The 13,167-nt window shown below is 68.0% G+C and carries 16 protein-coding genes; 7 read left to right on the forward strand and 9 right to left on the reverse strand.

What is annotated here, in order from left to right; all coding sequences use genetic code 11:
- Positions 1 to 86: 86 nt before the first annotated feature.
- Entirely contained in the window at positions 87 to 1,055 is a 969-nt protein-coding gene (locus tag ILT43_RS02565; RefSeq protein WP_204193922.1) for an NAD(P)H-dependent flavin oxidoreductase, read from the forward strand.
- A 182-nt stretch (positions 1,056 to 1,237) separates the two neighbouring features.
- Here the strand turns inward: ILT43_RS02565 and ILT43_RS02570 are convergent, their stop codons facing one another.
- The gene (locus ILT43_RS02570) at positions 1,238 to 1,702 is read right to left on the reverse strand and encodes a DUF1465 family protein (protein WP_204193924.1); all 465 of its coding nucleotides are present in this window, start codon (positions 1,700 to 1,702) and stop codon (positions 1,238 to 1,240) included.
- Positions 1,703 to 1,774: 72 nt separating this feature from the next.
- Positions 1,775 to 1,972, reverse strand: a complete 198-nt coding sequence (locus tag ILT43_RS02575) for a YdcH family protein (RefSeq protein ID WP_211534347.1) — start codon at positions 1,970 to 1,972, stop codon at positions 1,775 to 1,777.
- 168 nt (positions 1,973 to 2,140) lie between these two features.
- On the opposite strand from ILT43_RS02575, the gene ILT43_RS02580 reads away from it, so the two are divergent.
- Positions 2,141 to 2,299: a DUF465 domain-containing protein gene (locus tag ILT43_RS02580; protein ID WP_082474815.1), complete on the forward strand. Its 159-nt coding sequence runs from the start codon at positions 2,141 to 2,143 to the stop codon at positions 2,297 to 2,299.
- Between the two features lie 32 nt (positions 2,300 to 2,331).
- Here ILT43_RS02580 and ILT43_RS02585 read toward each other — a convergent pair whose 3' ends face one another.
- The 5 genes from ILT43_RS02585 to ILT43_RS02605 all read right to left on the reverse strand — a co-directional run bounded on the left by ILT43_RS02585 (position 2,332) and on the right by ILT43_RS02605 (position 5,399).
- Positions 2,332 to 2,733 carry a PilZ domain-containing protein gene (locus tag ILT43_RS02585; protein WP_204193928.1) on the reverse strand — a complete coding sequence of 134 codons (402 nt, stop codon included), beginning with the start codon at positions 2,731 to 2,733 and terminating at the stop codon, positions 2,332 to 2,334.
- Positions 2,734 to 2,843: 110 nt separating this feature from the next.
- Entirely contained in the window at positions 2,844 to 3,305 is a 462-nt protein-coding gene (dksA, locus tag ILT43_RS02590; RefSeq protein WP_204193934.1) for an RNA polymerase-binding protein DksA, read from the reverse strand.
- Between the two features lie 504 nt (positions 3,306 to 3,809).
- Positions 3,810 to 4,397: a hypothetical protein gene (locus tag ILT43_RS02595; RefSeq protein WP_204193936.1), complete on the reverse strand. Its 588-nt coding sequence runs from the start codon at positions 4,395 to 4,397 to the stop codon at positions 3,810 to 3,812.
- 99 nt (positions 4,398 to 4,496) lie between these two features.
- A complete protein-coding gene (locus tag ILT43_RS02600; protein ID WP_204193938.1) occupies positions 4,497 to 4,721 on the reverse strand; it encodes a hypothetical protein in 225 nt (74 codons plus the stop codon).
- A 168-nt stretch (positions 4,722 to 4,889) separates the two neighbouring features.
- Positions 4,890 to 5,399 (reverse strand): host attachment family protein, encoded by a 510-nt coding sequence (locus ILT43_RS02605; protein ID WP_204193946.1) that lies wholly within the window; start codon positions 5,397 to 5,399, stop codon positions 4,890 to 4,892.
- A 146-nt stretch (positions 5,400 to 5,545) separates the two neighbouring features.
- Between ILT43_RS02605 and serS the strand changes: the two genes are divergently transcribed.
- From serS to ILT43_RS02630, 5 genes are all read left to right on the forward strand, one after another.
- The gene (gene serS / locus ILT43_RS02610) at positions 5,546 to 6,823 is read left to right on the forward strand and encodes a serine--tRNA ligase (protein ID WP_204193948.1); all 1,278 of its coding nucleotides are present in this window, start codon (positions 5,546 to 5,548) and stop codon (positions 6,821 to 6,823) included.
- On the forward strand, positions 6,823 to 7,587 hold the full coding sequence (surE, locus tag ILT43_RS02615; RefSeq protein ID WP_204193950.1) for a 5'/3'-nucleotidase SurE: 765 nt from the start codon (positions 6,823 to 6,825) through the stop codon (positions 7,585 to 7,587). The genes serS and surE overlap by 1 nt, the downstream gene beginning before the upstream one ends.
- A gap of 3 nt (positions 7,588 to 7,590) precedes the next feature.
- Positions 7,591 to 8,718 carry a M23 family metallopeptidase gene (locus ILT43_RS02620; RefSeq protein ID WP_204193952.1) on the forward strand — a complete coding sequence of 376 codons (1,128 nt, stop codon included), beginning with the start codon at positions 7,591 to 7,593 and terminating at the stop codon, positions 8,716 to 8,718.
- Between the two features lie 50 nt (positions 8,719 to 8,768).
- The gene (tyrS, locus tag ILT43_RS02625) at positions 8,769 to 9,998 is read left to right on the forward strand and encodes a tyrosine--tRNA ligase (RefSeq protein ID WP_204193966.1); all 1,230 of its coding nucleotides are present in this window, start codon (positions 8,769 to 8,771) and stop codon (positions 9,996 to 9,998) included.
- Positions 9,999 to 10,066: 68 nt separating this feature from the next.
- The gene (locus ILT43_RS02630; RefSeq protein ID WP_204193967.1) at positions 10,067 to 10,384 is read left to right on the forward strand and encodes a PilZ domain-containing protein; all 318 of its coding nucleotides are present in this window, start codon (positions 10,067 to 10,069) and stop codon (positions 10,382 to 10,384) included.
- Positions 10,385 to 10,567: 183 nt separating this feature from the next.
- Here the strand turns inward: ILT43_RS02630 and ILT43_RS02635 are convergent, their stop codons facing one another.
- Together ILT43_RS02635 and recG are read right to left on the reverse strand one after the other, a co-directional pair.
- On the reverse strand, positions 10,568 to 11,008 hold the full coding sequence (locus tag ILT43_RS02635; RefSeq protein WP_204193969.1) for a DMT family transporter: 441 nt from the start codon (positions 11,006 to 11,008) through the stop codon (positions 10,568 to 10,570).
- A gap of 42 nt (positions 11,009 to 11,050) precedes the next feature.
- Entirely contained in the window at positions 11,051 to 13,102 is a 2,052-nt protein-coding gene (gene recG, locus ILT43_RS02640) for an ATP-dependent DNA helicase RecG (RefSeq protein WP_204193971.1), read from the reverse strand.
- Positions 13,103 to 13,167: the final 65 nt, after the last annotated feature.

The following is a 13,167-nucleotide window of genomic DNA, read 5'->3' on the forward strand; positions in this document are numbered from 1 at the left end:
GTATGGTGCGTGTCATACGCCATCCGGAGCGGGTTTCAACGGGTGGTCGCTGGACAGCATCGTCTCGTCCCGCCAAGGTTCGCCGCATGACGCTTCCCGCCCTGTTCGATCGCCTCCGCCTGCCGGTCATCGGCTCGCCGCTGTTCCTGATTTCCGGCCCGGAACTCGTGATCGCGCAGTGCAAGGCGGGCATCGTCGGCTCGTTCCCGGCCCTCAACGCGCGCCCCTCTGCGATGCTCGACGAATGGCTGCACCGGATCACCGAGGAACTCTCCGCGTACAACCGCGCCAATCCCGATGCCCCCGCCGCGCCGTTCGCCGTGAACCAGATCGTCCACCGCTCGAACGACCGGTTGGAGGCCGATCTCATCACCTGCGCCAAATGGCAGGTGCCGATCGTCATCACGTCACTGGGCGCGCGCGAAGACCTGAACGCCGCCGTTCACGGTTGGGGCGGCATCACGCTCCACGACGTCATCGACGACACCTTCGCCCGCAAGGCGGTCGCGAAGGGCGCGGACGGCCTGATCGCGGTCGCTGCTGGTGCCGGCGGGCATGCCGGCCGCCAATCGCCGTTCGCACTCATCCAGGAAATCCGGCAGTGGTTCGACGGACCGTTGGCGCTGTCCGGGTCGATCGCCAGCGGCGGCGCGGTTTTGGCGGCGCAAGCGATGGGTGCGGACCTAGCTTATATCGGTTCCGCCTTCATCGCCACCGACGAAGCCAACGCCGACGCGGCCTACAAACAGGGTATCGTCGACGGGCGCGCCAAGGACATCGTCTATTCCAGCCTCTTCACCGGCGTTCACGGCAACTATCTGCGCGGCTCGATCGAGGCGGCCGGCCTCGACCCGGACGCCCTGCCGGAGGGCGACTACAAGACGATGAACTTCGGCCAGAGCAACGGCGGCGAAGGCAGCAAGGCCAAGGCGTGGCGCGACATATGGGGGTCAGGCCAAGGCATCGGCGTCATCGACGCAGTCGAACCGGTCGCAGCGCGCGTTGCCCGGATGCAGGCGGAGTACGACACCGCAAGGGCGCGCATCGGCGCCTGACGGCTGGAACCCCTGCCCGACCCCGTTCCCCTCCTTATTTTCGCCTTCAGGGGATTGATGCGGATCGCTCTCCCCTCAACGGCATGCCTCCTTTCTACTCCCTCCCCTTCAGGGGAGCGTTGGGGTGGGGCCTCTCCACCGGTGACCCACCACCGAAATCCGCCTTACTGCCGTCAGCCGATCTAAAACGACGCAGCCAACCGCCGCTGCAACGAATGCACGCCACACGCCGCCGTCGGCACGTCACCCGCCAGCGTCCGGTCCATCGCCGCAGCGCGGCGGTGCAGCGCCGCACTTGCCGCAATCAGGCGCCCTGCCCGCGGCGGCAACGTCGCCGCGACGTCCGCATCATGAGCGGGAGCATCGCCCAGCCGGCGAGACGGATCGGCGGCGGCCCGCGGGGTGAGTTCGCCCGCCTCGACCGCGCGTTGCGTCATCAGCCATGCGATGACGTGCATCAGCCGTGTCGTCACCTTCAGCGACTCGCACGAAAACGTCACGCGGGCGAACGGATCGAGCGACTCCCGCTCCTCCCGGCCGGCCTCGTCGAAATACGCGCGCACTTCGTCGGCCAGCAACATCGCGTCGGTGTAGAGCGCATCGACGAAGCGGCGATCGAGCCGCGAATCAGGCGTGGTGCGGGTCATGACGGATAATTTACACGAGCGGCGTGACGCGACCATGCCCTACGCGCGCGCCGTGCGTCCCGAAGTCGCGCGTTAAGCAATAATGTCGGGGACCAGTTGGTCTTCCAGCATCGCAATCTCATCGCGCAGCCGCAGCTTGCGCTTCTTGAAGCGTGCGAGCTGGAGCTGGTCGGGCACCGGGACGATCGCCAGCGCAGCGATCGCGGCGTCCAGGTCGCGATGGTCCTGCCGCAGCACGTCCAGCCTGGCGATCAGTTGCGTATCGTCCACTTGCGTCCCCAACCCCGTCCGATTGGCTCTCTGTAACGGAAAAGCGGCCCGTGGAAACGGCCGACGGACGATCGCGCACGGAACATCGCAATCGGTTTCGATCGCATGGCGACAAAACCACGCGTGCGTGGTTTACTCCATTCCCCGTTAGCAAAGGAGACCCTGCCCATGCAGTCGACCGCGCATCAGACAGCCCTCGAGGGCAAGCATGCCACGCTTGATCGGCGCATCGCCGAAGAAGAGCACCGGCCGCTTCCCGATGCTGTGACGTTGGCCGCACTCAAGAAGCAGAAACTCAAGCTCAAGGAAGAGATCGCCGGGCTGTAGAGCCGGTGATCGCAAGCCCTGCCTCGCCCGCTTCAGCGGCGGGGTAGCGGCTTGGCATAGAAGGGCGTCGTCGTGCCGCCGCCGATCGGTTTCCGCGCCAGTTGCGGGTCGATCGCCTGGTCCAGGGCGATGCCCAGCCGCCCCTCGGCGCACCACGCCACCTTGCCGGTGACCGCGCCGACACCGCGCATGTCCAGCCATACCGGTGTGCTCGCGGCGACCCGCGCCGGATGCTCCGCCATCAGGCCCCCGGCCGACAGGTTGCGGATGCGAACGTCAAATACGGTCGGATCGTCGCCGATCTTCAGGCGGGCGCTGAGCAACAGGCTGTCGCGATGCCGCTGCCGGGAGCCCGACCCGCTATCGGCATCCCCGCTACTGCCATGATGCGCGTCCGGCTCCGCTCCGTTCCACTCGCGTGAGATGCCGTCCATATTCACATGCGCCCGTATGACCTGACCGAGCGTCCGCGTACCCGGCAGAACGTCGCCAAATCCTTAAAATGAGCGCCCGCGATCCCTGAAGCGTCCCGCTTCGGGACAGCTTAATCCTCGCGGGAAACCTTCTCGTTACGCTCGTGCCGCTCCTGCGCCTCGACCGTCATCGTCGCGATCGGCCGCGCCTCCAGCCGACCCAGGCTGATCGGCTCGCCGGTAACCTCGCAATACCCGTATTCGCCCTCGTCGATCCGCCGGATCGCCGCATCGATCTTGCTGATCAACTTGCGCTGCCGGTCCCGCGTCCGCAACTCAATCGACCAGTCGGTCTCGCTCGATGCACGATCGGTCAGGTCCGCCTCGCGCAGCGAGTCGACCTGAAGCTGCGAGAGAGTCCCCTGCGCCTCCAGCAGGATCGATTCTTTCCAGCACAGCAATTTGTCACGGAAGTATGCCTGCTGACGCAGGCTCATGAACGGCTCGTCGGCCGTGGGTCTGTAGCCGTCGGCATCGTTCGCCGCGCCCAGACCGGAGGGAAGCTCATCCACGCGATTCAACACGGTCGCCATGCCCCACTCTCCTTCGACCCATCGTGCGCGGCATGTTTGCTCGCGGCATCGGGTCGCCCCCAAATATCGATGCGCCTATAGTAGCGGATCGAACGCCTCACAAGCGGACGGTGAAGAAACCGGGTCCGTGTTTTCAAACTGATGTGGCGGGAAAACCACGCTCTAGCGGCGCTGCGTAGGTGCCACAGTGGTTACGAGGTCTGCGCTGTATCATTGTGGCACGTTAACCCCGCGAAGCATGATCCATGCGGTCGTTCCGGAGCAAAACTCCGCCAAATCGTGGTTAACGCGATTGCGCTTAAGAGTTTGTTGGCCCCCTTACTCGCACAGCGGATAGGTGCCGCCGAATCCCGGGTGTCCGGGCTTTGGTTGCGACGCAAACGGGAAAGCGACCGATCTTATGTCTGTGCGGATGGCTCTTGCAAAACTCTGCGCTTGCGCCTGCGGCGGAGCCGTGATCGGCGGCGGCGCTGTTCATGTCGCCGAGCGTCCGCAACGCGTCGCCTATTCCAAGCAGAAGATGGTCAAGCGAGTCGCCCATCGCCAGGTCGCCAGCAAGCCGCGCGTCCGCCGCGTCACGACCCGCACGACCACGACCTGCGCGCCCGCGGTCGTCACCGTCTCCACCCAATCGCCGCCCGTTCCGATCCCCGAACCGATGGGCAGCCCGTTCATCGGCGGCGGTGGCGGCTTCGCGCCGGCGGTGATCGGTGGCGGCTTCGGTGGCAGTCCCGGCTTCGGCGGCGGATTTGGCGGCGGCTTCGGCTTTGGTGGCGGCGGTGGCGGCGGTTCGGTGGTCATCTCGTCCACCAGCTCCGGCGGCAACGTCATCTCCAGCTCCAGTTCGGGCAATGTCTCGAGTTCGACCGGCGGCGTCTCCAGCTCGTCGGGCAACGTGTCGACCTCGTCGGGCAGCGTGTCGAGCTCCGGCGACGTTTCTACCTCGAGCGGGAATGTCTCCACCTCGTCGGGCGTGTCGACATCCTCGGGTGTTTCCACATCGAGCGGCAACGTGTCGACCTCATCCGGTGTCTCCACGTCGTCCGGGGTTTCGACCTCGTCGGGCGTGTCCACGTCGTCGGGGGTTTCCACCTCCTCCGGCATCTCCAGCGCCAGCTCGGCGTCCAGCGCCAGTTCGGCGTCGAGTGCGAGTTCGGCCTCCAGCGCCAGTTCCGCCTCGGGCAGCAGCGGCTATCCGGGCAAACCCGGCCATCCGTCGTCGAGCGGCGGCTGGTCGTCGAGCGGCGGGTGGAGTTCCAGCGGCGGCTGGTCGTCCAACGGGTCGTCCGCGAGCAGCGCCTCCTCGGCCTCGAGCGCGTCCAGCGCATCGTCGGCGTCGAGCGCCTCTTCCGCCTCGTCGGCCTCGTCCGCCAGCAGCGCATCGGGCAGCACCGGCTCCAGCGGCGGCCCGCCCACACCTGTTCCGGCCCCCCCGATGGTCCTCCTGTTCGGTGCAGCGGCCGTCGCGCTCGTCGCACGTCACCGCCGCGCCAAGCCGCAGGCCGCCTGATCCGCTGACATAGAAAAAGGGCTCCCGCGCACGACGGGAGCCCTTTTTGAGTGTGGTACCGTCGCGCCGAGCGGCTACGCCGACCGCAGCGCCTGCTCGATATCGGGCACGGCATGCCCGGTCAGGTCCTTTGCCAGTTCGCCTGTCAGACGGTCGCTGACCGCTTTGTGGTAATGCTTGCGCAGTTCGCCCAGCGTCTTCGGCGGCGCGACGATGATCAGCGATTCAAACTCGTTCGCGAGCGCCCGGCGCTTGAGCATGTCGGCGGTTTCCGCGGCGAAGCGGTCTTCCTCCTGCTGATGATAGTCGGTCTCGCCCATCGACCCACGCGACGGGGCGAACTGCGCGCCACCGCCAGATGCGTGGTTGCTGCCACCCTGCGCCACCGCGGGGGCACCCGCACCGGTCTGCGTCGAGCGCGCACCGCCAGCGGCATCCGTCTTCTGGTCGCGATCGGCGGGGTTCACATGCTCCTGCGCATGTTCGACCTGCAAGTTCGGGAATTCGGCATCGCCCTCGTTGCGGAAGAACAGCGCCTTGCGACCGTCGGCCACGAGCACGAACGCGTTGTGGGGAACCTGCATCGTCTCATCTCCTGATTATCGTGCCTCTGGAGGGTGTAACGCCGGCCGCGGCGAGAGGGTTGCCGGTCCCTTGCCCAAGTACGTTCGCCCGCGCAGTCGGACGCCCGTCTTGCGTGGCTTCCCCGCGCCCGGCATAGCCCCGCGCCATGCACGACATCCGCGCCATTCGGGACGATCCCGCCGCTTTCGACGCCGCCCTTGCTCGTCGGGCCTTGCCTGCGCAGGCGGAGTGGCTGGTCGCGCTGGACGAGCGCCGTCGCCGCACCACCGCCGCCGCGCAGGACGCGCAGACCCGCCGCAACGACCTGTCGAAGCAGATCGGCCAAGCCAAGGCGCAGAAGGACGAGGTCCGCGCCACGGCGCTAATGGCGGAGGTCGCCGACCTCAAAGCGCGCTTGCCGCAACTGGAAGAGGAAGAACGCGCGATCGGCGCGGAGCTGGACGCCGCGCTCGCCGCCATCCCTAACCGCGCCGCCGCCGACGTCCCGGAGGGCAAGGACGAGGACGATAACCGACTGGTGTCCGAATGGGGCACCCCGCGCGCGTTCGACTTCGACGTTCGCGAGCATGACGCGATCGGTCCCGCGTTGGGCATGGATTTCGAGGCCGGGATTGCCATCGCGGGTGCCCGCTTCACGCTGTTGCGCGGCGGCATCGCCCGCCTGAACCGCGCGCTCGGCCAGTTCATGCTCGACCGCCTCGTCGCTGAGCACGGGTATGAAGAGGTTGCGCCGCCCGTGCTCGTGCGCAGCGAGGCCCTGTTCGGCACCGGCCAGCTGCCGAAGTTCGCGGAGGACCTGTTCAGGACAACCGACGACCGGTGGCTGATCCCGACCGCCGAGGTTTCGCTGACCAACCTCGTTCGCGAGCGCGTGCTGGTCGAAGGCGAACTGCCGCTGCGCCTTGCCGCGCTGACGCCATGCTTCCGCTCGGAAGCGGGCGCCGCGGGGCGCGATACGCGCGGGCTGATCCGCCAGCACCAGTTCGACAAGGTCGAGATGGTGTCGATCGTGACGCCCGACGCGTCCGATGCCGAACACGAGCGCATGACCCGCGCCGCCGAGGGAGCGCTGGAAGCGCTGGAGCTACCCTATCGCCGAATGCTGTTGTGCAGCGGCGACATGGGGTTCTCGGCTGCGCGCACCTATGATCTGGAGGTCTGGCTGCCCGGTCAGGCGCGGTATCGCGAGATTTCCAGCTGCTCGACCTGCACCGACTTTCAGGCGCGCCGGATGAACGCCCGCTATCGCCCGGAAGGCGGCAAGCCGCAGTTCGTGCACACGCTCAACGGCTCCGGGCTCGCGGTCGGGCGCACGCTGGTCGCGGTGATCGAAAATTACCAGCAGGCGGACGGTTCGGTCGCGGTCCCGGCGGTGTTGCAGCCCTATCTGGGCGGTCTGACGGTGTTGGAGCCGGCGCGCTGATGCGCATCCTCCTGACCAACGACGACGGGTATCATGCCCCCGGCCTGAAGGTGCTGGAGCGGATCGCCGCCGCCTTCTCGGACGACGTCTGGATCGTCGCGCCCGCCGACGAGCAGTCGGGCGCCGGCCATTCTCTGACGTTGACCAAGCCGCTCAGGGTACGTCGTCATGGCGAGAAGCGCTTCGCGGTCGCGGGAACGCCGACCGACGCGGTGATGATGGCGGTGGCGAAGATCATGGCCGATACGCCGCCCGACCTGATCCTCTCGGGCGTCAATCGCGGCGCCAATCTGGGCGAGGACGTGACCTATTCAGGCACCGTTTCCGCCGCGATGGAGGGCGCGCTGGCCGGGATCCGATCGATCGCGCTGAGTCAGGTCTATAGCCGCGACGGGCTGGGCGATTCAGTGCCGTTCGGGGTGGCGGAGGCGTGGGGCGAACGCGTGCTGCGGCCCCTGATCGACGCGCCGATGACGCCGCGCACGCTGGTCAACGTCAACTTTCCGGCCGTGCCGGTCGACGCGGTGAAGGGCATCCGCGTCGCCCCGCAGGGCCTGCGCGATTACGGACGGCTGAAGATCGTCACCAACACCGATCCGCGCGGCTATGATTATCATTGGTTCGCGCTGGGCGTGACGGAGCATCGCCCCGGCAGCGACGATGATCTGGCGGCGGTGGCGGACGGCCATATCTCCGTCACCCCGCTGCATCTGGACATGACGCACGCAGCGTCGCTCGCGATGCTCGAACGGGCGTATCGCTGAGCGATGCGGACGCGGGCGCTCCTGCTGATCGCGGTCGGTCTCGCCGGCTGCATCCCGCAGGTCGAGCCGCCTGCCTCCTACAGGACGCCGCCATTCGGAGGGCCTGCCGAACGACCTGCGGAACCGGTCGCCGGCCCGGTGCCCGACGAACCGCCGCAAGATACATTGGGCGCGGCGGAGGAGCCGGATCGCCGCGTCGGCACCGTTGCGCTGCCAGCCGCCAGTTCGAAGCCGGCCTGGGAAGCGCGCCCGGTCGCGGCGGATGCAGTGGAGGTCGAGGCATCGACCTACACCGTGCGGTCCGGCGACACGCTGCGCCGGATCGCCGACCGCACCGGCGCGGGGCTGGACGCGATCGCGCGCGCCAACGGTATCACCTCGCCCTACACGGTGCGGATCGGGCAACGGCTCGACATCCCGGCGGGGCGCTATCACCTCGTCCGGTCGGGTGAGACGGGCATCGCGATCGCCCGCGCCTACGGTGTGGAATGGTCGCGGATCGTCTCCGCCAACGTGCTGACGGAGCCGTACACGCTCAGCGCCGGGCGGCGGATCGTGATCCCCGGCACCGCCGCCGGCCAATCGCGCGCGTCCGAACGCGCGGCGGCGTTCAGGCTCGACGTCGACGACATCCTGACCGGCGGCGAGCCGGCGCTCGCCCAGAACCAGGCACCCGCACGGCCGGTGTCGCGCCCCACGCGCAAGCTGCCGCCGACCACCCCGGTCGCGCCACCGGTCCGGCTGGCGGGCGGCGGCTTCGGCTGGCCGGTGGACGGCCGCGTCGTCAAACGCTTCGGCCCCGGTGCCAGCGGCGAACGCAGCGACGGGATCAAGATCGCCGTGCCGCTGTCGACGCCCATCCGTGCGACCGCCGACGGCGTCGTCGCCTATGCCGGAGACGGCATCAAGGCGCTGGGCGGCCTCGTCATCATCAAGCATGGCGGCGGCTGGACCAGCGTCTACGGCCATGCTTCGAAGCTGCTGGTCAGCCGCGGCCAGAGCGTGAAACGCGGCCAGACGATCGCGCTGTCGGGCGACACCGGCTTCGCGGCCGACCGGCCGGAGGTGCATTTCGAACTGCGCAAGGGCCGCACGCCCGTCAATCCGCAAGGGCAATTGCCGCAGACCTGACGGGATCCGCGGGACGTGACGCCGCGCCCGCGAGTTGCTAACCGCCGGCCATGTCCTACCAGTCCGACCTGCTCACCGTCCTCGGCAACCGCGGCTACATCCACCAGCAGACCGACGCCGTGGCGTTCGATGCGCTGGCGGCGAAGCAGATCGTCCCCGGCTATATCGGCTTCGATCCGACCGCGCCGTCGTTGCACGTCGGCAGCCTGGTGCAGATCATGCTGTTGCGCCGGCTTCAGCAGACCGGCCATAAGCCGATCGTGCTGATGGGCGGCGGCACCGGGAAGATCGGCGATCCGAGTTTCAAGGACGAGGCGCGCAAGCTGCTGGGCGAGGACGGGATCAAGGCCAATGTCGCGTCGATCCGGCGCATCTTCGAACGCTTCCTGACCTTTGGCGACGGGCCGACCGACGCGGTGATGCTCGACAATGCGGACTGGCTCGACGCGCTGGAATACATCCCTTTCCTGCGCGATGTTGGCCAGCATTTTTCCGTCAACCGGATGCTGTCGTTCGATTCCGTCAAGCTGCGGCTGGATCGCGAGCAGTCGCTGTCGTTCCTCGAATTCAACTACATGATCTTGCAGGCGTACGACTTCCTGGAACTGTCGCGCCGTGCCGGCTGCCGGTTGCAGATGGGCGGCAGCGATCAGTGGGGGAACATTGTCAACGGCATAGAACTGGCGCGGCGGATGGACGGCACCGACGTGTTCGGCTTGACGACCCCACTCATCACGACCGCCGACGGCGGCAAGATGGGCAAGACGATGTCGGGTGCGGTGTGGCTGCACGAGGATCAGTTGCCGCACTTCGACTACTGGCAGTTCTGGCGCAACGCCGACGATCGCGATGTCGGCCGCTTCCTGCGCCTGTTTACCGACCTGCCGCTCGACGAGATCCGCCGGCTGGAAGCGCTGCCCGGCGCGGAGATCAACGAGGCGAAGAAGGTGCTCGCCAACGAGGCGACGGCGATGTGCCGCGGCCGTGCCGCCGCCGAGGAGGCTGCCGAGACTGCGCGCCGGACGTTCGAGGAGGGTTCAGGTGGTGCCGCACTGCCGACCTTGACGGTGAGCGGATCGATCGGCGTGCTCGACGCGCTGCTCGGGCTCGGACTCGTGAAGTCGAAGGGCGAAGCGAAGCGCCTGATCGCGGGCGGCGGTGCGCGCGTCGACGGCGAGGCGATCGGCGACGAAGCGGCGTCGATCGCCGTTACGGCACCCCGCCGGCTGTCAGCGGGTAAAAAGCATCACGGAATGCTGGTTCCGGGTAATGCAGATTAACGTCCGGTAAGGATTCGCACCGGTATACGAAGTCTGCGTCGCGACAGCCGACGCGACGAGGATCGAGAATGAACAGCGCCGGCCTTCGCACCAGCATAGACGATCGCAGCGAACCCCGCATCGACGTCATCCACCGCACCCGTCTGGCGTGTACGGATGGGGTCGAGCGGCTGGCGACGGTCGTCAACGTCTCCGCCCGCGGACTGATGGTCCGGGTCGACGGCGAATATGGCGAAGGCGACCGCGTCCAGATCACGCTGCCGCGGGTCGGAAAGGTCGCCGCCGAGGTCCGCTGGTCGCTGGGTGGTCGCATCGGCTGCCGGTTGGAAAGGATGATCGGCATGTCCGACTATCATCAGCTGTTACAGGCGATCCGCCGCGCCTGAACACGAAACAAGCCGCCGATCTTGCGACCGGCGGCTTCCCCCGACGGACATCGGGAAGGCTGGGTAGGACGGCAGGATCACTCCCGGCCCGACCCTCTGGATACCTGCATGATCTTCTAATGACGGCAGGTCAATACGGGTCCGTCACGGCTTTGTAACAATTCGGGACGCCGGGTCAGCGACTTAGCCACGCCGGACCAGCAGCACACCGGCGATGACCAGCGCGACACCACCGATCCTCGCCACGCTGACGGGCTCGACCTTCAAGCCCAACAGCCCGAAATGGTCGAGCAGGATCGCCGTGACGAGTTGCCCTGCGACCGCGATCGTCAACGTCGAGGCCAGGCCCAGCCGCGGCGCGGCATAGGCCAGGGCGGCGACGAAGCACGCACCATACAGCCCGCCGGCCCACGCCCAGCCGGGCGCCCCCTTCAGGGCGGAGAGCGGTGTGCGGTCCAGCGCGGCCCATCCCGCAGCGAGCACCATCGTACCGACCGCGAACGACACCAGCGAAGCGAGCCAGAGCGACCCGGATATCTTCGCGAGCGCGGCGTTGGTCGGCGGCTGCACGGCGACGCCAACACCGGCGAGCAGGACGATCAGGATGGGGATCAGGGCAGCCATGACCGCGATCGTTGGCCGCAAGGGCCGAACCCGTCAATGCTGCTAGCCCGACCGCAGCCGCGCCACCCCCGCATCGCGTTCGAACAGGTACAGCGCAATCCGCGCCGCCTGCCCCCGCTCGCCCTCCAGACCGCCATCGCGATCGACCAGCAGCCGCGCATCGTCCTGCGCGCATTGCAGCAAGTCCGGCAGCAGATCGGGCGGTGCTAGGCGGAAGCCCTGCTCGCCCGACTGACGCGTTCCCAGCATCTCGCCGCCGCCACGCAGCCGTAGATCCTCCTCAGCGATGCGGAAGCCGTCGTTCGTCTCCCGCATCAGCGCCAGTCGCGCGCGCGACGTCTCGGACAGCGACGATCCCCGCACCAGCAGGCAGCGCGACAGACCGCCGCCGCGCCCCACGCGTCCGCGCAACTGATGGAGCTGCGCCAGCCCGAAACGGTCGGCATGCTCGATCACGATCAGCGTCGCGTTCGGCACGTCGACGCCGACCTCGATCACCGTCGTCGCGACCAGCACGCCCAGCGCCCCCGCCGAGAACGCCGCCATGACGTCGTCCTTCTCCGTGGGCTTCATTCGGCCGTGAACGACGCCGACCTTGCCCGGGAAGCGCCGCCCGAGTTCCTCCGCCCGGGCCTCGGCTGCAGCGAGATCCGACTTCTCGCTCTCCTCGACCAGCGGACACACCCAATAGGCTTGCCCGCCTTCCGAAAGGTGGCGACCCAGCGCATTCACCATCTCGTCCAGCCGATCCTCCGATATGACGCGCGTCTCGATCGGCTGCCGGCCCGGCGGCATCTCGTCGAGCCGGCTGACGTCCATCTCGCCATATTGCGCCAGCGTCAGCGTGCGCGGGATCGGCGTCGCGGTCATCGCCAGCAGGTGCGGAGGGCGCGCGCCCTTGGCTTGCAGCATCAGCCGCTCGGCGACACCGAACCGGTGCTGCTCGTCCACCACCACCAGCGCCAGATCGCGATAGCCGACCGCCTCCTGAAAGATCGCGTGCGTACCCACGAGGATATCGATCGATCCGTCAGCCAGCCCCATCAGCGTCGCCTCCCGCACCCGCCCCTTGTCGCGCCCGGTCAGCACCGCGACTTCCAGCGGCAGCCCGGCGAGCGTGCGCCGCAGCGTCTCGTAATGCTGCCGCGCAAGGATCTCGGTCGGGGCGAGCATCGCCGCCTGCGCCCCCGCCTCCACCGCCACCAGCATCGCCATCGCCGCGACCAGCGTCTTGCCCGACCCGACATCGCCCTGAAGCAGCCGCAGCATCGGTGCCTCCTGCGCCAGATCGCCCTCAATCTCCCGCACCGTCCGCGCCTGCGCGCCCGTCAAGCTGTACGGCAGCTTCAACAGGTCGCGCAGCCGGCCGTCGCCGGCCAGCGCCCGCCCCCGCCGCTTGCGCGTGTCGGCGCGCACCAGCGTCATCGCCAGCTGGTTGGCGAACACCTCGTCATAGGCCAGCCGCGCCCGCGCCGTCGCGTCGGCGGGATCGGCGTGGATGCGGACCAGCGCCTCGCGCCAGTCGGGCCAGTCACGCTTCGCCTTCAGCCCCGGCTCGATCCATTCGGGGAGCGCCGGTGCGCGCTCTATCGCCTGATCGACGAAGCCCGACAGTCGCCGCGACGTGATGCCTTCGGACAGGGGATAGATCGGCTCGCGCGCCCGCAGGACCTCACCCGGATCGGCCAGCTCGGGGTGTACGATCTGGAGATCCTGGCCGTATTGGTCGAGCCGCCCCGACACCAGCTTCGGCTCGCCGAGCGGCAGCAGCTTCTTCGCCCAGCCGGGATGTCCGCCGAAATAAGTCAGGCTGACGGCGTTCCCCGCCGCATCGAACGCGTTGACCCGTGTCGGTCCACGCCCGTTCGATTCGCGATAGCTGCGCGGCGTCAGCACGATCGAGATGATCCGCCCGGCGTCCGCGGCATCCAGCTCCTCGCGCGGAACCCGGTCGACCCAGCCGGTCGGCAGGTGAAAGGCGACATCGACGACGCGCACCAGCCCGAGCCGATCGAGCGGCTTGGCGAGCGCCGGCCCGACGCCCTTCAGCGACGTGACCTCTGCGAACAGCGGATTGAGGATAACGGGGCGCATGACTAGATACGCTCCTATACCCCAGCCGACGTGCGCCGCCAGCGCCCGCCGGCTTATCGCCGTTG

Source organism: Sphingomonas longa (genome assembly GCF_016892685.1).
Lineage (GTDB): Bacteria > Pseudomonadota > Alphaproteobacteria > Sphingomonadales > Sphingomonadaceae > Sphingomonas > Sphingomonas longa.